The sequence below is a fragment of the Streptomyces sp. NPDC093018 genome (assembly GCF_040684035.1).
GTDB lineage: Bacteria > Actinomycetota > Actinomycetes > Streptomycetales > Streptomycetaceae > Streptomyces > Streptomyces murinus.
In genome coordinates this window covers 38,364-59,421 of the sequence record NZ_JBFBFF010000007.1, presented here as the reverse complement: position 1 = coordinate 59,421, position 21,058 = coordinate 38,364, and the positions used below count along the sequence as shown (strand labels likewise).

General features: G+C 73.2%; 18 protein-coding genes. 11 read left to right on the top strand and 7 right to left on the bottom strand.

Features of this window, described 5'->3' with window-relative positions; translation table 11 throughout:
• Positions 1–48: 48 nt before the first annotated feature.
• From AB0N90_RS17835 to AB0N90_RS17820, 4 genes are all read left to right on the top strand, one after another.
• Positions 49–489 (top strand): MarR family transcriptional regulator, encoded by a 441-nt coding sequence (locus tag AB0N90_RS17835; RefSeq protein ID WP_365197507.1) that lies wholly within the window; start codon positions 49–51, stop codon positions 487–489.
• 45 nt (positions 490–534) lie between these two features.
• A complete protein-coding gene (locus tag AB0N90_RS17830) occupies positions 535–2,289 on the top strand; it encodes an MFS transporter (protein WP_365197505.1) in 1,755 nt (584 codons plus the stop codon).
• A 76-nt stretch (positions 2,290–2,365) separates the two neighbouring features.
• Entirely contained in the window at positions 2,366–2,950 is a 585-nt protein-coding gene (locus AB0N90_RS17825) for an isochorismatase family protein (RefSeq protein WP_365197502.1), read from the top strand.
• The gene (locus AB0N90_RS17820) at positions 2,947–3,507 is read left to right on the top strand and encodes a YbhB/YbcL family Raf kinase inhibitor-like protein (protein ID WP_365197499.1); all 561 of its coding nucleotides are present in this window, start codon (positions 2,947–2,949) and stop codon (positions 3,505–3,507) included. The genes AB0N90_RS17825 and AB0N90_RS17820 overlap by 4 nt, the downstream gene beginning before the upstream one ends.
• Positions 3,508–3,555: 48 nt before the next feature.
• Here AB0N90_RS17820 and prcB read toward each other — a convergent pair whose 3' ends face one another.
• Entirely contained in the window at positions 3,556–4,410 is an 855-nt protein-coding gene (prcB, locus tag AB0N90_RS17815) for a proteasome subunit beta (protein WP_365197496.1), read from the bottom strand.
• A 27-nt stretch (positions 4,411–4,437) separates the two neighbouring features.
• Complete coding sequence (locus tag AB0N90_RS17810) at positions 4,438–5,958, bottom strand: hypothetical protein (RefSeq protein WP_365197493.1); 1,521 nt, start codon at positions 5,956–5,958, stop codon at positions 4,438–4,440.
• A gap of 154 nt (positions 5,959–6,112) precedes the next feature.
• Here AB0N90_RS17810 and AB0N90_RS17805 point away from each other — a divergent pair, with 154 nt between their 5' ends.
• Entirely contained in the window at positions 6,113–6,496 is a 384-nt protein-coding gene (locus tag AB0N90_RS17805) for a BlaI/MecI/CopY family transcriptional regulator (RefSeq protein ID WP_078967196.1), read from the top strand.
• Positions 6,497–6,582: 86 nt separating this feature from the next.
• Positions 6,583–7,473 carry a M56 family metallopeptidase gene (locus tag AB0N90_RS17800; protein WP_365197490.1) on the top strand — a complete coding sequence of 297 codons (891 nt, stop codon included), beginning with the start codon at positions 6,583–6,585 and terminating at the stop codon, positions 7,471–7,473.
• 37 nt (positions 7,474–7,510) lie between these two features.
• On the opposite strand, the gene AB0N90_RS17795 is transcribed toward AB0N90_RS17800, so the two are convergent.
• On the bottom strand, positions 7,511–9,868 hold the full coding sequence (locus tag AB0N90_RS17795; protein ID WP_365197487.1) for a glycosyl hydrolase family 65 protein: 2,358 nt from the start codon (positions 9,866–9,868) through the stop codon (positions 7,511–7,513).
• Entirely contained in the window at positions 9,865–10,605 is a 741-nt protein-coding gene (locus tag AB0N90_RS17790) for a beta-phosphoglucomutase family hydrolase (protein WP_365197484.1), read from the bottom strand. Before AB0N90_RS17790 ends, AB0N90_RS17795 begins: the two co-directional genes overlap by 4 nt.
• Positions 10,606–10,711: 106 nt before the next feature.
• Between AB0N90_RS17790 and AB0N90_RS17785 the strand changes: the two genes are divergently transcribed.
• The 4 genes from AB0N90_RS17785 to AB0N90_RS17770 all read left to right on the top strand — a co-directional run bounded on the left by AB0N90_RS17785 (position 10,712) and on the right by AB0N90_RS17770 (position 16,148).
• Positions 10,712–11,362, top strand: coding sequence for a nucleoside/nucleotide kinase family protein (locus AB0N90_RS17785; RefSeq protein WP_365198046.1), 651 nt, complete (start codon positions 10,712–10,714; stop codon positions 11,360–11,362).
• 464 nt (positions 11,363–11,826) lie between these two features.
• Entirely contained in the window at positions 11,827–12,744 is a 918-nt protein-coding gene (locus AB0N90_RS17780; RefSeq protein WP_037652601.1) for a MurR/RpiR family transcriptional regulator, read from the top strand.
• A 365-nt stretch (positions 12,745–13,109) separates the two neighbouring features.
• Positions 13,110–13,478, top strand: coding sequence for a hypothetical protein (locus tag AB0N90_RS17775; RefSeq protein ID WP_037652599.1), 369 nt, complete (start codon positions 13,110–13,112; stop codon positions 13,476–13,478).
• Between the two features lie 204 nt (positions 13,479–13,682).
• Positions 13,683–16,148, top strand: a complete 2,466-nt coding sequence (locus AB0N90_RS17770) for a SpoIIE family protein phosphatase (RefSeq protein WP_365198043.1) — start codon at positions 13,683–13,685, stop codon at positions 16,146–16,148.
• A gap of 37 nt (positions 16,149–16,185) precedes the next feature.
• On the opposite strand, the gene AB0N90_RS17765 is transcribed toward AB0N90_RS17770, so the two are convergent.
• Together AB0N90_RS17765 and AB0N90_RS17760 are read right to left on the bottom strand one after the other, a co-directional pair.
• Positions 16,186–16,746, bottom strand: coding sequence for an SMI1/KNR4 family protein (locus tag AB0N90_RS17765; protein ID WP_365197480.1), 561 nt, complete (start codon positions 16,744–16,746; stop codon positions 16,186–16,188).
• 91 nt (positions 16,747–16,837) lie between these two features.
• Positions 16,838–17,323, bottom strand: coding sequence for a flavin reductase family protein (locus AB0N90_RS17760; RefSeq protein ID WP_365197477.1), 486 nt, complete (start codon positions 17,321–17,323; stop codon positions 16,838–16,840).
• A 235-nt stretch (positions 17,324–17,558) separates the two neighbouring features.
• Between AB0N90_RS17760 and AB0N90_RS17755 the strand changes: the two genes are divergently transcribed.
• A complete protein-coding gene (locus AB0N90_RS17755) occupies positions 17,559–19,982 on the top strand; it encodes a polysaccharide lyase 8 family protein (protein WP_365197475.1) in 2,424 nt (807 codons plus the stop codon).
• Here AB0N90_RS17755 and AB0N90_RS17750 read toward each other — a convergent pair.
• On the bottom strand, positions 19,969–20,811 hold the full coding sequence (locus AB0N90_RS17750) for a hypothetical protein (protein ID WP_365197472.1): 843 nt from the start codon (positions 20,809–20,811) through the stop codon (positions 19,969–19,971). The genes AB0N90_RS17755 and AB0N90_RS17750 overlap by 14 nt on opposite strands.
• Positions 20,812–21,058: the final 247 nt, after the last annotated feature.

Below are 21,058 nucleotides of genomic sequence, written 5' to 3'. Positions count from 1 at the left end.
CGGGACCCGGAGAGATACTAAGGCAGCTTTATAAGTTAGCCTTAGTATATGAGTGATGATCTGGACCCGGAGACGGTCGCCTCGGCCCTGCTCGCGAGCATCGGTGTGCTGGTGCGCCGGGTACGCCAGGTGCCGGTCGAGGGCGGGCTGACGCTCCCGGAGCGCGGCGCGCTGGCGCAGCTGGACCGCTCGGGCCCCACCACCTCGTCGGCACTGGCCCGGGACGCGCAGATCACCGCGCAGTCCATGGGGGCGACGCTCGGCGCGCTGCAGGCCCGGGGGCTGGTCGAACGCCAGCGGGACCCGGACGACGGCAGGCGCGTGGTGCTGTCGGTGACCGACGCCGGGCGGCAGGCGCTGCGGGACAAGCGCAACGCACGGGCCGAGCTCATCGCGGGCGCCCTGACCGGCGGCGCGTTCACGCCCGCGGAGCTGGAGAGGCTCGCGGCCACCGCCCCGCTGCTGCAGCGGCTGGCCCAGAGCATCTGACGCCGCCGCCCCGCCGCGCCGACGAACCTTCGAGGAAGCAGGCCGATGACGGATTCCCCCCAGGCGCCCGCCCCGCGCCGCTCCCCCGGTGACCGGTACAAGTGGACGGCGCTGACGAACACGACCGCCGCGGTCTTCATGTCCGCGCTGGACGGCTCCATCGTGCTGATCGCCCTGCCGGCGATCTTCCGCGGAGTGCACCTGGATCCGCTGGCCCCGGGCAATATCGCCTATCTGCTGTGGATGATCATGGGGTACCGGCTGGTCCAGGCCGTCCTGGTGGTCACGGTGGGCCGGCTCGGGGACATGTACGGGCGGGTCCGGATCTACAACTGCGGCTTCGCGGTGTTCACCTTCGCCTCGGTCCTGCTGTCCTTCGACCCCTTCGACGGCGGCCACGGGGCGATGTGGCTGATCGCCTGGCGGGTGGTGCAGGCCGTGGGCGGTTCGATGCTGACCGCGAACTCGGCGGCGATCCTGACCGACGCCTTCCCGAAGGAGCAGCGCGGTTTCGCCCTGGGCATCAACCAGGTCGCGGCGCTGGCCGGGATGTTCATCGGCCTGGTCGCCGGTGGTCTGCTGTCGGCGTGGGACTGGCGGGCGGTGTTCTGGGTGAACGTGCCCGTCGGCGTGTTCTTCACACTGTGGGCCTACCGCACCCTGCGCGAGACGGGCAGGCGCGGCGGCGGCCGGATCGACTGGTGGGGCAACATCACCTTCGCGGTGGGCCTCAGCGCGGTCCTGATCGCGGTCACCTTCGGCCTCCAGCCCTACGGCGGGCACACCATGGGGTGGACGAACCCCTTCGTCGACGTGCTGATATCCGGCGGCCTCGCGCTGCTGGCCGCGTTCGTCGTGATCGAGAACCGCACCGCCGCGCCGATGATCCAGCTGAGCCTGTTCCGCCGCCGGGCCTTCACCTTCGGCAACCTCGCGGGCCTGGCCATCTCGATCGGGCGCGGCGGGATGCAGTTCGTGCTCATCATCTGGCTCCAGGGCATCTGGCTGCCGCTGCACGGCTACGACTACGGCGACACACCCCTGTGGGCGGGCATCTTCATGCTGCCGCTGACCGCGGGCTTCCTCGCGGCGGGCCCGGTGTCCGGCTATCTGTCCGACCGGCTCGGCTCCCGGGGCCTGGCCACCGGCGGCGCGGTGCTGTTCGGTGCCAGCTTCCTCGGCCTGATGCTGCTGCCGATCGACTTCAGCTACTGGGTGTTCGCGGTGCTGATCGCGGTCAACGGGATCGCCAGCGGCATGTTCGCCTCCCCCAACTCCTCCGCGATCATGGGCAGTGTGCCCGCCGAACTGCGGGGTGTCGCCTCGGGTATGCGCGCCACCTTCCAGAACTCCGGCACCGCCGTCTCGATCGGTGTCTTCTTCTCGCTGATGATCGCCGGTCTGGCGAGCCGCCTGCCGCACACCCTCACCGCGGGGCTGCACCAGCAGGGCGTGCCCGCCCAGATCGCCGCCCAGGTCGGCCATCTGCCCCCGGTCTCCTCGCTGTTCGCCGCCCAGCTGGGCGTCAATCCGGTCCGGCATCTGCTGGAGCCGAGCGGCGCCCTGGCCCGGCTGACCCCGGCGCAGCAACAGGCCCTGACCGGGCGGGAGTTCTTCCCGAGCCTGATCTCCGGGCCCTTCCACTCCGGCCTGGTGATCGTGTTCGCCTTCGGCGCAGGCCTCGCCTTCCTCGCCGCGATCGCCTCCCTGCTGCGCGGCGCCAACACACCCGCCGGGGCGCCGAAACCGCGCGAGGCCGGTGACACGGCCACGCGTCAGGACCGGCGCAGCAACGCCTGAGACCCCGACCGACCCGGGCGCCCTCGCCTCATGGCCGGGCCCCGCACCACGGACATCCACAGGAGAAGCAACCACCATGGCACTGACCACGATCGACCCGACGTGCGCCGTCGTCGTCATCGATCTCCAGAAGGGCATCGTCTCCGCCCACGCCGACGCCCGGGTGACCGCCGCCGTCGAGCGATCGGCGCACCTGGCGGACGAGTTCCGGCGGCACGGCCTGCCGGTGGTCCTCGTCAACGTCACCGGACGCGCGCCGGGCCGTACGGACGCCGTACGGTTCCGGGACGCCGTACGGTCCGGGGGCGGGGCCGAACGGCCGTCCGACTGGGCCGAGTTCGTGGACGAACTGGGCGTCCGGCCGGGCGATCACCTGATCACCAAGCGGCGGCGCAGCGCCTTCCACGACACCGGGCTCGACACCCTGCTGCGGGACCTGGGCGTCACCCAGGTCGTGCTCACCGGCATCGCGACCAGCTCGGGCGTGGAGTCGACGGCGCGCTCGGCCGCCGATCACGGCTACCACGTGGTCCTGGCCACCGACGCCATGGCCGACCCGGACGCCGAGGCCCATCGCCACAGCGTCGAACACGTCTTCCCCAGGCTCGGCGAGACCGCCACCGCCACCGAGGTCGTCACCATGCTGGAGGCGACGCGATGAGCCTGTTGGGCCGACTCCTGAGGAACCGCAGGGCGGGCGAGACCCATATGGCGTGGAACATGCCCCACCTCCAGGGTCCCGCATCGCTGACCCTCACCAGCCGGAACTTCGGCGACGGTGATCCCATGCCGCTGGAGCAGTGCGCGAAGACCATCCGCGGCGCCGACCTCTCCCCCCACCTGGCCTGGACGGCGCCGCCGAGCGGTACCGCCCTCCTCCTGCTGGTCGTCGAGGACATCGACGTGCCCATGGCCAAACCCGCCGTGCACTGCCTCGCCCTGATCGACCCGGCGGCCGGGCACCTCGACCCCGGCGCCCTCGGAGTCCGGCAACCGGCGCCCGGCGTACGGCTGTTGCGCTCCACCATCGGCCGCGGCTACCACGGCCCGGCCCCGATCAAGGGCCACGGCCCCCACCGCTACACCTTCCAGCTGTTCGCCCTGGCCGCCCCCGTGGACCTCCCGGAGCCGGAGCGGGCCCGCCCCCGTGCCTTCCTGCCCGCCGTCACCGCGCCGGTCCTCGCCCGCGGCCGGCTGACCGGCGTCTACGAGCGCTGACCCGGTCCGCCCGTCGCCGCTGCCGTGACGGTCAGGGGGCGGACGGGTTCAGGGCGCGACGTGCGGGCCGTCCGGGCGGCCGTCGCGCTGGGACACCATCTCGCGGCTCAGCTCCTTGGTCTCGGCCTCCGGCAGCCGTTCGTAGCCGTCCTCGGTGATGAACGAGAGGATCGGGAAGATACGGCGGTTGAGGTCGGGCCCGCCGGTGGCCGAGTCGTCGTCGGCGGCGTCGTACAGCGCGTGCAGCGCGGCGAGGGCGGCCTCGCGGCGGGTCAGACCGGGCCGGTAGAGCTTCTTCAGCGCGCCCCGGGCGTACGGCGAGCCGGAGCCCTCGGCATGGAACTCCCGCTTCTCGTACAGGCCGCCCGCCGCGTCGTAGGCGAAGATGCGGCCGCCCTCGCCCGTGGGCGCGCCGAGGTCGTACCCGGCGAGCAGGGGAACGACGGCGAGGCCCTGCATGGCCTGGGCGAGGTTCTGCCGGATCATGGTCGCGAGGCGGGTCGCCTTCGCGCCCAGCGTCATCGGGATGCCCTCGATCTTCTCGAAGTGGGCCAGCTCGACCTGGTAGAGCCGCACCATGTCGAGGGCGAGTCCGACGGTGCCGGCGAAGGCGACGGCCGTGTGGTCGTCGGCCGGGTGGACCTTCTCCAGGTCCCGCTGGGCGATCAGGTTGCCCATGGTGGCCCGGCGGTCCCCGGCGAGCAGCACACCGTCGCCGTAGGTGAGCGCGAGCACCGTGGTGCCGTGCGGGAAGCTGCCCGGGGCCGCGCTGGTGCCGGGCGGCAGCGGGGACGCGGTGGGCAGCAGCCGGGGGCGGTGGGCGGCCAGGAACTCGGCGAAGGAGGAGCTGCCCGGCGTGAAGAACGCCTCGTCCATCAGCCCGGCGGTGTCGTTCCCCGTCATCTGCTTCCCCTCCATAGACACGCGGTATCACCCGTCTCCTACCTGACGCGGCCGAACCGGAAACCCTTCCCCGTGCCCCGGCGTGTAGTACAACCGCCGGCTTTCGGCCGCGACCCACGGCCAATCGCGGGCGTACGGGGGCGGTTTGGCCCCGGCCGGTACCAGGGTGGCCGTCGGCACGCGCCGGGCCGTGCGCGCGATGGCGTCCGCCGTCGTGTCGGCGTTGGGGCCGGACGTCGCGGCCGAGGAGCAGCCGGCGTAGAAGGCGACGGGCAGGGCGTCCTCGCCGGTGACCAGGCAGGGGGCGCGCACACCGAGGCGGTGCAGGGCGCTGGCGGTGCGCGACCAGGAACGGTGGCCGCCCGCGGCGATGTCCGCCGTGCGCACCAGGACGGTGAGTTGGGCCCCGAGGTGGACGGCGAACGCCAGGCAGAGCGCGCCCGCGGCCACCGGGCGCCAGGGCCGGGGCGGGGTGCTCGCCAGGCGGAGCAGTGCGGCGGCGACAGGGAGGGCGAGCAGGGCGTAGGCGGGCAGCAGGAAGCGGGGTGCCGCGTAGCCGATCAGGAACAGGTAAGGGAAGGCGGCCGACGCCGCGCACGCCAGCGGCAGCGCCGTGGCCGCCGTACGTCCGGCGCGGACCGCGAACAGCAGGGCGAGCGCGGCCGGCACGGGCAGCGCGCACCACCAGAAGGTGACGAGCGGGCCGGGGAGCGCCCCGGCGCAGGGCCGGCACAGGGTGCGCCCGCCGAGACTGCGCAGCTGGTCGACGACGGCGAGGTGCCAGCCCAGGCCGCCCTGGATCGCCGAGCCTACGGACAGCCGGTGCAGCGGGCCGCCGTAGCGTACGTACGCCTCGATCACCCACTCGGCGACCCCGGCCCCGAGCCCGGCGAGCAGTGCGGCCGGCCGCCGCAGGTCCCGGTGCCGCAGACCGAGGGCGAGCAGTGGCAGTACGACCCACACCGCGTCCATGGGCCGCATCCAGCCCATCAGCGCGGCGCCCGCGGCGAGGCCCTTGAGCGCGCCCCGGCGGGAAGCGGGTGCGCCCGCGCGCAGATATGAGCCGACCGTCACCAGTGCGCCCATCGCGACCCAGTAGTTGGGCATGGCCTGGAGGCCGTAGAAGAGGGTCACCCACAGGGAGGCGAGGAGGGCGGCGGCGAGGGTGAGGACGCGGGGCGGGAACAGGCCGCGCCAGGTCCGCAGCGCCAGGTACAGGGCGAGGCCGGAGAGGGCGGCGAGATAGCAGCGCAGCAGGACCGTGGAGGACGACCAGGCGGCGACCGGCGCGACGAGCAGGGAGATGCCGCGGGCCCGGGGCGCGCTGAAGTAGGCGGCCGGAGCGCGGGCGCCGACCTGGCTGACGTACACCGCCTCGTCCCAGCCGAGGCCCATGCCGGGGCGGACCAGGAGCAGTTGGGCGAGGGTGAAGGCGGCGGCGACGGCCGCGAGCGGGAGGGCGGCCCGGGGGTTTCGGGCGCCGTTCGACGGGGGCCGGGAGCGGGCGGAGCGCGTCCCGGTGAGTACGGCGTCGGCGTTGCCGGTCATCATCCTCCCCTGCGCCCCGAACGGGGCGGAACCGGAAAAAGACCACCCCATCACAGAGCGGCCGGAGATCGCGGGCGAACCCGCCGCTCGCTGCCGTGTCCGGGAAGGCGGTACGGCCCTCGGGCGCCGCCACTACGCGCTGTAAGGTTGGAACATGGCTGGCACAGGGTCCCGGGGCAGGGCGGAACGGCGCAGCGCCGGGGAGCTGGAGAGCGAGGTGCTGGCCGCCCTCTGGGCCACCGACCGGCCGCTCACCCCGGCGGAGATCCAGGCCGAGATCGGCGGCGGCCTCGCGTACAACACGGTGCACACCATTCTCAAACGCCTGTACGACAAGGGGCTGGTGCTGCGGGACGCGGACGGGCGGCGCGGCGCGTACCGTCCGGCGAAGAACGCGGCCGAGCTGACCGCCGAGGCCATGCACCAGGCTCTGGACCGGGGCCCGGACCCGATCGCCGCGCTCCAGCAGTTCGTGACCGGTCTGAGCCGTGAGGAGGAGCGGGCGCTGCGCGCGCTGCTCGCCGAGGGCGACGCGTAGCCGGACCGTTCCCCGCACACGGTTCGGCACACAAGGTTCGGCACACGAGGTTCCGCGCACGACGTCCACGACATGAGGTCTCGCGCATGAGATTCGATGTGTACAGCCCGCTGGCGCTGTCGCTGCTGCTCGCGGCCGGGGGCCCGCTGACCGGCCGGTACGTCGCCCCCGCGGCGGCCGCGCGGGTGCTGGTCGCGGCCGCCGTGCTGACCGCCGCGGCCACCACCTGGTCGCTGGTGCTGCTCGGCGCGGCGCTGCTCGGGGATGTGCCGCCGGTGGTGCGCGGCGCCGGGCAGGGCGGGGCGGCGGCCGATCCGGTGCCGGTGGTGATCGGTCTTGCCGCCTGTCTGGCGCTGGTGGTCGTCGGCGTGCGGCTGCACCGTGCCGTACGGGCCGAGCTGCGCACCCGCCGGGCGCTGCGGCGGCTGTGCGCGGGGCATCCTGCGGACACCGAGCTGATCGTGGCCGCCTCGGCGGTGCCGCGGGCGTGCGCGGTGCCCGGGCGGCCGGGCCGGATCCTGGTCACCTCGGCGATGCTGGGCGCGCTCGGGCCCGCCGAGCGGCGGGCGCTCCTCGCGCACGAGCGGGCCCATCTCGCCCATCGGCACGACGTCCTGGTGACGGCGGCCACCCTCGCGGCGGCGGCCGATCCGCTGCTGTGTCCGGTGCGTTCGGCCGTCGTCCACCTGGTGGAGCGGTGGGCCGACGAGCGGGCGGCGGCCGCGGTGGGCGACCGTCGTACCACCGCGCACGCGCTGGCGCGGGCCGCGCTCACGGCGCAGCGGGGCGGCGCGGTGTGCGCGCTGCACTTCGCCGACCGCGCCGTCACCCGCCGTATCGCCGCCCTCCAGGCCGCCCCGCAGCCGAGTCTGGGGTCCGCCGCGCTGGCCGTGCTCGCCCTGAGCACCCTGCCGCCGCTGCTGGCGGCGGACGCCACGGGCGACCTCTTCCGGCTGCTGACGGGCGCGCCGCTCTGAGCGGACCGGGCCCGCCCGGGCCGGGCCCGCCCCGGCCTCAGGAGGTCCGGTTCGGTACCCGGTGGCGCGGCTGCTCCGGCAGCGTCCGGCGGACGGACGGTGGTACGGCGCGGACGGCCGGCTCGCTCATGGTCACGGTGACGGCGTCCCCGTGGTGCCGCAGGTCCAGCGGCGGCCCGTCGAGAAGCTCGTACGTCGTCTTGTCCGCGTCGATCTCCACCCGCAGCCTGCGGCCCCGGAACTGCACATGGAAGGCGAGCCGGGAGAGCCGCTCGGGCAACCGGGGGGCGAAGCGCAGCCGTTCGCCGTCGCGGCGCATCCCGCCGAAGCCCGCGACCAGCGCCATCCAGGTGCCCGCGAGCGAGGCGATGTGCAGTCCGTCGCGGGTGTTGTGCTCCAGGTCGTGCAGGTCCATCAGGGCCGCCTCGGCCGTGTAGTCGTAGGCGAGGTCGAGATGGCCGGTCCGGGCGGCGACGACGGCCTGGCAGCAGGCGGACAGGGAGGAGTCGCGGACGGTCAGCGGCTCGTAGTAGGCGAAGTTCCGGGCGATCTGCTCCTCGTCGTACCGCTCGGCGAACCAGCTGTCGCAGGTGTACAGCGCCAGCACCAAATCGGCCTGTTTGACGACCTGTTTGCGGTAGAGGTCGAAGTAGGGGAAGTGCAGCAGCAGCGGGTACTGGTCGGAGCGGGTGCCGTCGAAGTCCCAGCGCTGGTAGCGGGTGAACCCGGAGTGCTGTTCATGGACGCCGAGTTCGGCGTTGTACGGCACATGCATCGCCCCGGCCGCGTCCCGCCAGGCCGCGCTCTCCTCCTCGTCCGCCCCGAGCCGGGCCGCCTCGCGCGGATGGCGTTCGACGGCATCGGCGGCTGCCAGCAGGTTCTGACGTGCCATCAGGTTCGTGTAGGCGTTGTCGTCGGCGACCGCGCTGTACTCGTCGGGTCCGGTGACGCCGTCGAGATGGAAGACGCCATGGGCGTCGTGATGGCCGAGCGAGCGCCACAACCGGGCCGTCTCCACCAGGAGTTCGACCCCGGCCTCGCGTTCGAAGGCGGTGTCGTCGGTGGCCTCGACATAGCGGACGACGGCGTCGGCGATGCCGGCGTTCACATGGAAGGCGGCGGTGCCGGCCGGCCAGTACGCCGAGCCCTCCGGACCCGCGATGGTCCGCCAGGGGAACGCGGCCCCGGCGAGCCCCAGTTGGGCCGCGCGCTCACGGGCCTCGTCAAGCGTGCTGTACCGCCAGCGCAGCGCCTCGGCGACGGCCGTGGGCGCGGTGTGGGTGAGCAGCGGCAGCACGAACATCTCGGTGTCCCAGAAGGCGTGCCCGTCGTAGCCGGAGCCGGTCAGGCCCTTCGCGGGTATCGCGCGCCGCTCCGCGCGGGCCCCCGCCTGGAGGACGTGGAACAGGGCGAACCGTACGGCCTGCTGGATCTCCTCGTCGCCGCTGACCTCGACATCGGCGCGCGCCCAGAAGTCGTCCAGGCAGGCCCGCTGGTCGGCGAGCAGTCCGGCCCAGCCGTCGTGGGCGGCGGCCGCGAGCGCGGCGTCGACCTGGTCGGCCATCGCGGGCAGCGAGCGGGTCGCGGACCAGCCGTGGGCGACCAGCTTCTCCACCCGCAGGCTCTGGCCGGGCTCCAGGACGGAGGTGACGGTCAGCCGGGCCAGGTCGGTACCGCTCTCGCTGCGGGTGGTGGTGCGTCCGGGTCCGCTGACGACATGGTCGGCGGCGACCGCGACCCGCAGGCCGCTGCGCCGGGTCCGGTGCACCAGGCGCAGCCGGTCGCCCGTGGCGAGATGGTCCTCCTGTTCCAGGGGCGACTGGAGCGCCATCGCGGCGCGCGGGTCGCCGTCGGAGCCGGGCAGGCTCTCGTTGGCGACCAGCTCGGACTGGATCACCACCCGGCTGCGGGCGTCGACGGCCTCCACCTCGTACGCCACGGCGGCCACCGCGCGCTGGGTGAGCGAGACCAGCCGCGTCGAGCGCACCCGGACCGTGGAACCGGCCGGGGAGGTCCACTCGCAGGTCCGCTCCAGCACCCCGCGGCGCAGGTCGAGCACCCGCTCATGGGCGGTGAGGCGGCCGTAGCGCAGATCGAACGGCTCGTCGTCCACGAGCAGCCGCAGGACCTTGCCGTTGGTGACGTTGATGACGGTCTGGCCCGACTCCGGATAGCCGTACCCGGCCTCCGCGTACGGCAGCGGATGCACCTCGTGCACACCGTTGAGATAGCTGCCGGGCAGTCCGTGCGGTTCGCCCTCGTCGAGGTTGCCGCGCCAGCCGACATGGCCGTTGGACAGCGCGAACACGGACTCGCTCTGGGCGAGTACGTCGAGGTCGAGGCTGGTCTCGCGGACCGCCCACGGCTCGACGGCGTACGACCCCTGGGTGATCACCGCTTGCCTCCCAGCTCGGCGAGGTCCGCCACGACGACGCTCGCGCCGTGCGCGTACAGGGCGTCGCGCTGGCCGACCCGGTCGAGGCCCACGACGTACCCGAAGCCGCCCGCGCGGCCCGCGTCCATCCCGGCCTGCGCGTCCTCGAAGACGGCCGCCCGGGAGGGTTCGACGCCGAGATCGTGGGCGGCGGCGAGGAAGGTGTCGGGATGCGGCTTGCCGGGCAGCTCGCGCTCGGCGGCCACCACGCCGTCGATGCGCACGTCGAAGAAGTGCTCGGCGTCCACGGCCCGCAGCACGTCACGGCAGTTGGCGCTGGAGGAGACGATCGCGGTGCGCAGCCCCTCGGCGCGGACCGCCTCCAGATAGCGCAGGGTGCCCTCGTACGCCTCGACACCGCCGGTGCGGATCCGCTCCAGGAGCAGTTCGTTCTTCCGGTTGCCGAGGCCGTTCACGGTCAGCGCGTCCGGCGGGTCGTCCGCCGTGCCCTCCGGGAGACGGATGCCGCGTGACTCCAGGAAGGCGCGCACCCCGTCGGCGCGGGGGCGGCCGTCGACGTACTCGTCGTAGTCGGCGACCGCGTCGAACGGCCGTGCCCCCGCGCCCTCGTGGGAGCGCAGGAAGGCGTCGAACGTCTCCTTCCAGGCGGCCGCGTGCACCACGGCCGTCTTGGTGACGACCCCGTCGAGGTCGAAGAGGCAGGCCTGGATGTCGTCGGGGAGTCCGAGCTGAGTCATACCGAGGACTGTTCCCCATCGGCGGCGCTCCAGCGAGTGTCCCGCGCCACAATTTTCCCGGTTCCGGGGTGACACACTCGGGGGTGTGCCGTTGACCTCCGACCGGGTGCCCCCGACCTTCGACGACCTCCTCGCGCGCGCCCGCGCACTCCCCCGAGGCGGCCGGCGTGCCCTGCTCGGCATCGCGGGCGGCCCCGGCGCGGGCAAGTCCACGCTGGCCGCGGCTCTGGTGCGCGCGCTGAACGCCGAGGGGCCGCCGTGGGCCGCCCATGTCCCGATGGACGGCTTCCATCTGGCCGACGCCGAACTCGACCGGCTGGGGCGCCGGGACCGCAAGGGCGCGCCGGACACCTTCGACGCGGCCGGGTACGCGGCGCTGCTGCGGCGGCTGCGGGAGGAGCCGGAGGAGGTCGTGTACGCGCCCGGGTTCGAGCGGGTCCTGGAGCAGCCGCTCGCCGGTGCGATCCCGGTGCCGCCGGCCGCCCGCCTCGTGGTGACCGAGGGCAACTACCTTCTCCTCCAGGAGGGTTCGTGGGCGCGGGTGCGGCCGGCTCTGGACGAGGTCTGGTACTGCGAGATCCCCGAGGACGAACGGATCCGCCGACTGGTGGCCCGGCACGAGGAGTTCGGCAAGGAGCCCGCGGCGGCGCGCGCGTGGGTGCTGGGCACGGATCAGCGCAATGCCGAGTTGGTGGCGACGACGCGGGGGCGGGCGGATCTGGTGGTGCGGACGGGGGCGATGCCGTCGGCTGAGTGACGCGGCGGGGCGCCGCCTTCGCCTGGGTGAACCCCCGTGGGGGCGATGCCGTCGCCCTCGGGCCCGCCCCCCCCTACGGGTGCGATGCCGTCGCCCTCGGGCCCCCTACGGGTGCGTTGCCGTCGGCTTCGTGGCCCCTACGGGTGTGCGTGCCGCCGTCGCTTTTCGTGGCCCCTACGGGTGCGTTGCCGTCGCCTTCGTGACCCCCGGGGGCACTGCCTTCTCCTTCGGGCCGGTGGCAGGCCGGGCCGGTTGACCCCTGGTCAGCCGGGCCGAGCGGCCCCGGTCGGCGGAGTCCATCGCCTCTCGGCCGTGGTGGGGGCCTATCGGCCCCGGGGCGGTGGAGCCGATTCCCCTGGCTGCGCCGGGTGGTGGGCCGGTTCCCTCGATTGCTGGTCAACCCGCTGGTCACGACCCTGGGTGAGCTATGTTGAGTGCTCGTGGGAGACAAAGGAGACGGACCGGTGCCCTCGCCGCAGCAGGCCCGCGCACAGGCATCAGCGATCACGTCGGGCAAGACCGCACCGGAGGTCGAGGCCGCCCCGACCTCCCAGCTCAGGGAGTTGTTCGACGGCCCCCGCCTGTCGCCGGGGCAGCGGCGGATCGCCCAGTATCTGATCGAACACATCACCGAGGCCGCGTTCCTGTCCATCACCGAACTGGCGGACCGGGTCGGGGTCAGCCAGCCGTCCGTGACCCGCTTCGCCGGTGCCGTCGGCTTCAGCGGCTACCCCGCTCTGCGCGAACGGCTCCAGTCGATCGCGCTCAAAGCCCTGGCCGGCGGCCCGGGCGAACCGGACCGCGCCAACGAGCTGCAGGCGGCCGTGGACGCCGAGCTCGCGAACCTGGAGAACCTGCGCCGCGACTTCGCCGACCCGGACCGGGTGATCCACATCGGCCGCGAGCTGTCCCGCTCCACCCCGCTGACCGTGCTGGGCCTGCGCATCGCGGAGTCGCTGGCGGAGTACTTCGGCTACGCGGCCCGTCGTATCCACCCCGATGTACGGCTGGTCACCCGGGGCGGCAGCGTGGCCTACGACGCGCTGCTCCAGTCCCGCGAGGCCGGCGGCAGCTGGGTGCTGGCGTTCGCCATGCCCCGGCACTCGCACGAGACCCTCCAGGCGGTCCGGGTCGCGCACCGCGTCGGTCTGAAGGTCGCCCTGATCACCGACCTCGCGCTCGGGCCGCTGGCCGACGAGGCCGACGTCACCTTCGCCACCGGCACCGGCTCCCGGCTGGTCTTCGACTCCTACGCCGCGCCCAATGTGATGGCGGCGGCGCTGCTCCAGGCGATGACCGACGCCGACCCGGAGCGGACGCAGGCGCGGCTGGAGAAGTACGAGCAGGTGTCCGACCAGCACCAGTTCTTCGTACGGGACTGAATTCTTCGTGCGGGACCGGGCGTCCACTCCGTGTGGCGGCGCGCCGTCGGTCCTGCGGCGCCGCCCCCACACCCGTGAAGATCTTGCGGTCGCCGATCACCCGTAGGCGGATCTTTCGCCTCATATCGAACATGAATGTTTTCATACGTCTTGCAAACTGCTCGGTATATATAAATACTCTGCTGGCGGATCGCCCGCGCGGACGTCCCCGACCGCCGTCACCTACCCAGGCGGCGCCGGGGGCCTCCGGTGGTGCGGCGCCCCTGTGCCGCACCGGGGGCGGCCCCGGTCATCCCCTAGGCCGGGGCCGCCCGCATCTCGTCGGACCACCCTCACGACGCCGCAGACCGGAAGTGACCATGCCCGTGACCATGCCCCTGACCAGCACGCGCATCAGCCCCGACTGGCCCTGCCAGGTCAAGACCCCGGGCTCGTACGACTGGGAACGCTCGGCCGCCAAGTGGCTGCGTGAGCTGATCCCGGCGCGCTATGCCAGCTATCCGGCCCTGATCCGGCACCCCGTACTGCTCGCCCGGCACGCGCAGATCCAGGTGGAGCAGGAGATCCGGGTGGCCCGCACCGCGCTCCAGACCGCGCGGGCCGAGCTGCCGACGCTCGGACTGCCCGAGGCGGTCATCGAGCACACGATCAAGATGTACGCCGCCGAGGTGCTGCAACTCCAGCACATCGCCCGCAGCGTCCGCGCGGTCAGCACGGCCCTGGCCCGCCGCTGAAGCCCCGCCCCGCCGCGCATCCCATCCGTACCCCGCCTGCACCCCATCCGCACCGAGCCCGGACCGCCCCGTCCCACGTCGGACCGGTTCGGACGCCGGAGCGGGGCGGGCGGAAGGCCGTAGCACTTCACCCCCTACGGACAAGTGATCGAACGTCCCCGGATGTGCGATGCTCGTCGCGTGACCAGCGAGTCCGTGCCCCCGATGGACGACCCCGGAACCGGCGCCGACAGTGCCACGCCGGCCCAGGTCATGGCCCGGCAGCGGGCCGAGCTGGAGCGGCTGCGCGATCTCGCCGCGACGTCGGCGGTCCTCGAACGGGCCAAGGGTGCCCTGATGGCGCTCACCGGGTGCGCCCCGGACGCCGCCGACCGGGAACTGCGCAGGCGCGCCGCGGACAGCGGGCACACCCTTCTCGAACAGTGCCGGCTCACGCTGGGCTCCCTTCCGCCGCCCCAGGAACCATCACCCCAGAAACCATCCCTCCAGGAACCATCCCCCCAGGAGCCGCCGGCCCCCGCGCCCCGCACGACGCCCGCGACGCCCGCGGCCCCGCCCGCCGACGCCTCGGAGATGGCGGAGGTGCTCGGGGGGATCGGGCGGGACCTGGTCCACGTCCGTACCGCGCACGAGCTGGCCGGGCGCCTGCTGGACCACCTGGCGCCGCGGGCGCGGGCCGCTGCCGTACTCCTCTACGAGCGGCGGGCCGAGGGCGGTCTGGAACTGGCCGGGCATGCCGGGATCGACGCGCGGTTCGCCGCCCAGTGGCGGCAGGTGCCCCCGCTGGCCGGGGTGCCCGCGTTCGAGGTGCTGGCGGCGGGCGAGCCGCTGTGGCTGGAGGACCTGGCCGCCGACCGGGTCCGCCATGTGCTGGTCGGGGACCCGCCGGAGCAGTGGCCGAGCCGGGTGTGGCTGCCGGTACCCGCCGGGGGAGCCGCCCGGTTCGCCCTGGGGGTACTGCGCCGGTGCGGGGGGCCGTTCGAGCCGCATGAGCGCCAACTGCTCGTCGCCGCGGCCCGGTTGTGCGCGGGGCGGCTGCGCGTCTTCGACACCGTGCGGCAGGCGCCCGGGGATCCTGGCGTCACGGAGATCGTGCAGGCGGTGTTCGACGCGCTGCCGGGTGCCGCGGTCCTGCTGACGCCGTTGCGCACCGCCGCCGGTGAGGTGACGGACTACCGGATCGACGCCGCCACCCCGCAGGCGGTCGATGTGTCCGGCCGGACGGGCCGGGACATGGTCGGCCGGCTGATCCTGGAGAGCTACCCGTCCGTGGCGGGCGAGCCGCTGTGGCGGGGCTATCTGGAGACCCTGGAGTCCGGGGTGCCGTTCGAGAGCGAGCCGTTCGCCTATCAGGAGACCGTCGACGACATGGCCCTGACCGGCACCTTCTCGGTGCGGGCCGCTCCCCTGGGCGGGGGCCTGCTGGTGTCCTGGCTGCGGCACGACCCCCTGGACCGGCAGGAGCAGCGGCTGGCCGATGTGCAGCGGCTCGGCAACCTCGGCTGGGCGAACTGGAATCTGCGCACCCAGGAGATCTCCTGGTCCGCGCAGGCGTACGCTGTCCTGGGGCGCGACCCCGAACAGGGGCCGCTGGAACTGGAGAAGCTGCCGCGTCTCGCGCTGCCGCAGGACGCGGATCCGCTGACCGCCTCGATCGCCGGACTGGTCCAGCGGGGGCGGCCGTTCGACCTGCCGTTCCGGGTCGAGACACCCGAGGGCGTACGGCATCTGCGGTTGGTCGCCGAGGCCGTCAGCGAGCCGGACGGCACCCCGGCCGAGGTGCACGGCTTCGTGCAGGACCTCACCGCGCAGCGCAGCGCGGAACTCGCCCTGGTCAAGAGCGAGCGCACCATGTCGGTGCAGCGCGGTGTCCTCCAGGCCGAACGCGCCCTCGCCGCGCGGCTCCAGCACGCCCTGCTGCCGCTGCCCAGCAAGCCGGTGCAGCTGGCCGGGCTGCGTGTCGAGGTCGCCTATCTGCCCGCGCAGGCCGGGATCCATGTCGGCGGCGACTGGTTCAGCGCCGTCGAACTGCCCGACTACGACGCGCTGTTCGTCGTCGGCGACGTGGCCGGGCACGGTATCGACGCGGTCGCCACCATGGCCCAACTCCGCTTCACCGCGAAGGGAATGGTCAGCACCGGTACCTCGCTCACCGTCGCCCTGGCCCGGCTGAACCATCTGCTGCTGCACTCCCGGGACAGCCGGATGACGGCCACCATGATCATGGCCCGCTACGACCCCGGCCGCCGTCTTCTCGCCTGGGCCCAGGCCGGGCATCCGCCGCCGCTGCTGGTGCGCGGCGGCGAGGTGCGCTATCTCGACCGCCCCGGCGGCCTGTTGCTCGGTGCCAGCTCCGACCCGTACTACGAGTCCGCCGAGTTGCGCCTGCGACCCGGCGACCGGCTCCTGCTCTACACCGACGGCTTGATCGAACGCCCCGGCGAGGGCCTGGACGCGGGCCTCGACCGCCTCGCCCGAGCGGTGCGCGCCCATGGAGACGGCGACTGCGGCTCCCTGGAGGCGGTGCTCGCGGCCATGCTGGTGGACGAATGGCGGGACGACGTGTGTGTGGTGGACATCCGGGTGCCGGGGCGGGTGGCGGGGGCCGTGGACGGGGAGGAGGCCGGGGCCGTCGGCGCGGCGGGTGCCGGGGAGAACGAGGGCGGCTGACGGGCGTTCACCTGGGACTCCTTTGGGCGTCGGCGTTTCACCCGGCGCCGGACGACAAGCGGTTCACGGCCTGGTCCCACGGCCGTGGTTCGACCACGTCGTCCCTGTCGCAGGCGTCCTCCTCGAACCAGCCTGTTCCCGCGAGCCATGTCTCCAGCCACGCCGCGATGCCGTCGGAGTCGAGAAACCAGCACTCGGCCCATGACCCACCGCTGTACGGGTTCGGCTCGAAGAGCAGGACCTGACCGTCCGCGCTGCGGCAGTCGATCCCCGCGTACATGCCACAGCCCCAGGTCAGGATGGGTACGACGCCTTCGGGCCATTCCGGGTGCGCCACCGAGACGGATGCCGCGCGCCGGGCGAGGTATTCGCCGACGACGCTGGAGCCCGGGCCGAGCAGCGGCAACAGACGGTAGTCGGGGCCGAAACCGCCATCGGCGACCTCGCGGTACAGACGCGTGAGCAGGGGATGCAGCGCGAAGCCCAGTCGCGCCTCGGCCTGCGCGAGCTGTGCGTCCCCGACCGGCGCGGGAAGGTTCTCGTCGTCCGATGCGGCCCGGACGGCGACGCGTTGCACAAGGTCATCGATGTCGGTCATGACCGCGATGCTGCCAGAGCCCACCGACAAGTCGCCCCCGCGGGCGGGCGGGAGGCTGGTCGGGCGGCTGGGCGGCCGGGAAGGGTCTGGGTCAGTCCACGGGGTGCCCGGCCTCGATGCCGGCCGCGTCTGACAGCCGAAGCAGGGGGCCCGCACGGCCTTCGCCCCACTCCAGGGGGTCGAGGACGAAGCCGACGTGGTCGCCGCCGTCGACGCGGTGCAGGACGCCCCCGACGAACCAGGCCGCGGCGTCGCCGAGGACGACCGCGCCGCCGGGTCCCGGTGTCCAGTCGAGGCCGGTGAACTTGTCGGTGTCGTCCCCGGTCTCGCCGCCGAAGCGTTCCGCGAGGGCGTGTTGGTCGCGGGTGAGCAGGTGTACGGCGAGGCAGTGCGCGGCGCGGGCGACGCGATAGGTGTGGTTGGCCCTGGACAGCCATACGGCGAACCGGGGCGGCCGGATGGAGCACTGCGAGGCGAAGCCGACCAGACAGCCCGCCCGCTCACCGCCGGCGGTGGCCGTGACCACGCACATGTCGGGGTCGAGCCGCCCCAGGAATTGGTCCTCCGCCCGCGCCATGCCGCTCCGCTCTGTCCGCCGCTTTCGCCGCCGTCGCTTTTGAGTGCCGCGTCTGCGTACCGATCGTTTCGCGCACTCATCGTCCCGTGGTCCGGCGTTCCCCGCGCGCCGCCCTCGAATCGCCCCACCGGCCCAACTCGCCCAACCCGCCCACCCTGTGCGACCAAACGATCAAACGATCACCTAGAACGCGCCTATTGAGCGTTTGAGTAAGCGCGTGCTAGAAAGCGCCGTCATGACGACTCCTTGGTCACGCCGTGGTTTCCTGGCCGTCTGTTCCGGCACCGCCGCCGCCCTGGGGCTGGGCACCTCCTCCCCCGCCTCCGCCGCATCGGACGAGTTCGCCGCCCTGCGAGCGAAGTGGCGCACCCTGATCCTCGGCGAGGGCTTCGACCCCGCCGCCGAGCCCTTCGCCTCCCGCCTGGCCGACCTGGGCGGCACGGCGCGGCAGTACCTCGCCTCGATGTCCCCGACGACCGGGGCGCTGTGGCCGGACCTCCCGTACGCCGACCCGGATCCGGACACGGACCCGGAGTCGTACGTCTACTCGGGCAACATGAGCACCAGTTTCACTCGCCTGAGCACCCTCGCGCAGGCGTACGGCCAGCCGGGCACCGGCCTCACCGGTGACGCCGAGCTGCGCGACGCCGTCCTCACCGGCCTCGATCACCTCCACGACGATGTGTACAACGCCGGCCAGACCCGGTACGGCAACTGGTGGAGCTGGCAGATCGGCGCCCCGCAGGCGCTGCTGGACGTGTGCGTGCTGATGTACGACGCGCTGTCGGCCGATCAGCTCGCCGGCCATCTCGCCGCCGTGGACCGGTTCGTGCCCGACTCGGCGGTGTCGAGCTACAGCGGTACGAGCACCGGCGCCAACCGGGTGGACCTGTGCCGGGTGCTGGCGCTGCGCGGGGTGGTGGGCGCGGACGCGGCGAAGGTGGCGCTGGCCCGGGACGCCCTGTCCCCCGTCTTCCCCTACGTGTCCTCGGGGGACGGCCTGCACACCGACGGTTCGTTCATCCAGCACACCTGGGTGCCCTACACGGGCTCGTACGGCTCGGTGTTCCTCGGCGGTCTCGGCATGCTGTTCGCGCTGCTGGCCGGGTCGAGCTGGGAGGTGACGGACGAGCACCGGACCATCGTGTTCGACGCGGTCGAGAAGGCCTGGGCGCCGTTCCTGTACAACGGCCTGGTCATGGACGGCGTCGCGGGCCGGGCGGTCAGCCGGGGCCGGTCCGCCGGCGACCCGTCGGGCGTCCAGCAGGACGATCATCTGCGCGGTCACCCCGTCCTGGCCTCCATCGTGCTGCTCGGGCAGGGCGCGAGCGCCGCGGAGAACGCCCGCTGGCGTGCGCTGGTGAAGGGCTGGATGCGGCGCGACCGGTACCGTCCGCCGCTCCAGGATCCGGTGCTCAGCCTGCCGAACCTGGCCCGGCTGAAGGGAGTCGAGGACGATATGACGGTGCGGGCCCTCCCGGAGCCGACCGGGCACCGGCTGTTCCCGGCCATGGCGCGGGCCACGCACCGCCGGCCCGGCTGGGCGGCCTCGCTGAGCATGGCGAACAAGCGGATCGCGTACTACGAGTCCGGCAACGGCGAGAACCCGCGCGGCTGGCACACCGGTTCCGGAATGCTGTACTGGTGGGGCGACACGTTCGCCAACGACCAGTACAGCGACGCCTTCTGGCCCACCGTCGACCCCTACCGGCTCCCCGGTACGACCGTCTCGCGCAAGGTCCTGGCCGACGGCGCGGGCGGCGACTGGGGCGCGGCCAGACCGGATGTGAACTGGGTGGGCGGCGCGACCGACGGCCACCGGGCCGCGGTCGGGCAGTACCTCAAGGGCCTCCAGTCGACCCTGGTCGCGAAGAAGTCGTGGTTCTTCCTGGACGACACGGTGGTCTGCCTCGGCGCGGGCATCTCCTGCACCGACGGCACGGCCGTGGAGACGACCGTCGAGAACCGCAACCTCGGCGCGGCCGGGGGCGCGTCGTTCACGGTGGACGGCAGGGCGGAACCGGCCGGGTACCCCTGGTCGCAGACGCTCGCCGACGCCGGCTGGGCGCACATCGGGGGGCACGGCGGTTATGTCTTTCCCGGGGGCGCGACGGTGCGGGCGGTGCGCGAGGCGCGGGAGGGCAGCTGGAGTTCGATCAACACGGGCGGGTCTACGGCCGTGTTGAGCCGGAGGTACCTGACGATGTACGTCGATCACGGCACCGATCCGGTGAACGCCTCGTACGCGTATCTGCTCATGCCGGGCGCGAGCGCCCCGCGGACGCGTGCACGATCGGCGGACCGGCACTGGCTGACCGTCCTGGCCAACACGAACGATCAGCAGGGCGTCTCGGTTCGTTCGCTCGGCTTCACCGGGGTGAACTTCTGGTTCGGCGGAACGGTCGGATCGCTCACGGCGAGCGATCCGTGCTCGGTGATGATCAGCGAGAAGGAGGACGGTAGCGCGGTGATCGCCGTGAGCGATCCGATGCTGATGCGCACGGGCCTGACCCTGACCTGGAGGCGTCCGGTCGCCTCGGTCACCTCGGCCCCGACCACGCTCGCTTCGGCCGATACGGGCACATCACTCAGGCTGACCTTCGGCGATCTCACCGGCACGGCCGGAGTGACCCAGCTGATCACGGTCAGACTGCGCTGACCGCCCCCCGCACGAACCGGCTCAGGGACGCCGTGAACGCTCCGACGAAGGCGTCCCTGTCCTCCTCCGGCAGAGCCTCCAGCGACAGATAGGGGTTCAGGTCCTCCAACTCGACCAGCAGGAGGCCGTCGTCGGGGGCGCGGCAGGCGTCGACGCGCTGGATGCCGTGGCCGAGGTCGTTCCAGTCGATGAAGCGCCGGGCGAACTCCAGGTCGGCGGCGGTCGCGGCGTACGGCTTCAGCTCCCAGCGGCGGCGCGGGTCGGGGGCGTAGAGGGCGTACTGGAAGTCGTCGTCCACGAAGTAGAAGGAGACCTCGTAGGCGAAGTCGATGTGCGGCTGGATCAGGACGTCGTCCCCGGCGTGCGTGCCGAGGCGGGTGGCGGGGACGATGCGCAGGCCGAGGGAGTCCGCGCCGAGCCGGGGCTTGACGACATAGCGGTGCGCGGGCGGCAGCCGGTGCAGGTCGGCCAGGCTGTCGACGGTCGGTATCACCGGGTACCCGGCGGCGGTCAGGTCGAGGAGGTACTGCTTGCCGGCCATGTCCGCCTTGCCGGTGAGCGGGTTGTACACGCGGCTGCCGCGTTCCAGGGCCCGTGCGCGGAAGGCGTCGTAGGCCTGCTGGTAGCCGAGGACGGGGCCGCTGTTACGGACGACGACGGCGTCGTGGCCGTCCATCAGGGCCGCCGCGTCCAGCGGATGGCACAGGGCGAGGTCGAAGTGGGCGCGCAGCCGGGAGGTGAGGAGGATGTCCTCGTCGCAGTAGCGGCGCCCGCGGGCCTGGTACGCCAGGTCGGTGACGTAGAGGACGCGGGGGCGGGCGGCGGGCATGCGGGTCTCCTTGGGCGGCGCTGGGGTCGGCGGGTGGGGCGGGCCGGGCGCAGAAAGGTTACGCCTGATGGTTCACGCGCTTTCGGTCGCCCGGGGTTCCGTCTCGCCGCACCGGGCGCCATCGACAGATCGGCGTACCCCGACCCCCGGCAGCAGGCCATTTCGTCCAGTGCGTCGCGGGGCCGGCCGCGCCCACAATGGCCGCCTCAGCCAGGCCACCGCGGCTCGGGGCACCCCGGGGTGCGGC

Coding starts and splice junctions, on each gene's coding strand:
- AB0N90_RS17835 (WP_365197507.1), top strand. CDS start 49: ATGAGTGATGATCTGGACCCGGAGACGGTCGCCTCGGCCCTGCTCGCG.
- AB0N90_RS17820 (WP_365197499.1), top strand. CDS start 2,947: ATGAGCCTGTTGGGCCGACTCCTGAGGAACCGCAGGGCGGGCGAGACC.
- prcB (WP_365197496.1), bottom strand. CDS start 4,410: ATGACGGGGAACGACACCGCCGGGCTGATGGACGAGGCGTTCTTCACG.
- AB0N90_RS17750 (WP_365197472.1), bottom strand. CDS start 20,811: ATGCCCGCCGCCCGCCCCCGCGTCCTCTACGTCACCGACCTGGCGTAC.
- AB0N90_RS17760 (WP_365197477.1), bottom strand. CDS start 17,323: ATGGCGCGGGCGGAGGACCAATTCCTGGGGCGGCTCGACCCCGACATG.
- AB0N90_RS17830 (WP_365197505.1), top strand. CDS start 535: ATGACGGATTCCCCCCAGGCGCCCGCCCCGCGCCGCTCCCCCGGTGAC.
- AB0N90_RS17810 (WP_365197493.1), bottom strand. CDS start 5,958: ATGACCGGCAACGCCGACGCCGTACTCACCGGGACGCGCTCCGCCCGC.
- AB0N90_RS17825 (WP_365197502.1), top strand. CDS start 2,366: ATGGCACTGACCACGATCGACCCGACGTGCGCCGTCGTCGTCATCGAT.
- AB0N90_RS17765 (WP_365197480.1), bottom strand. CDS start 16,746: ATGACCGACATCGATGACCTTGTGCAACGCGTCGCCGTCCGGGCCGCA.
- AB0N90_RS17755 (WP_365197475.1), top strand. CDS start 17,559: ATGACGACTCCTTGGTCACGCCGTGGTTTCCTGGCCGTCTGTTCCGGC.
- AB0N90_RS17770 (WP_365198043.1), top strand. CDS start 13,683: ATGGACGACCCCGGAACCGGCGCCGACAGTGCCACGCCGGCCCAGGTC.
- AB0N90_RS17805 (WP_078967196.1), top strand. CDS start 6,113: ATGGCTGGCACAGGGTCCCGGGGCAGGGCGGAACGGCGCAGCGCCGGG.
- AB0N90_RS17790 (WP_365197484.1), bottom strand. CDS start 10,605: ATGACTCAGCTCGGACTCCCCGACGACATCCAGGCCTGCCTCTTCGAC.
- AB0N90_RS17800 (WP_365197490.1), top strand. CDS start 6,583: ATGAGATTCGATGTGTACAGCCCGCTGGCGCTGTCGCTGCTGCTCGCG.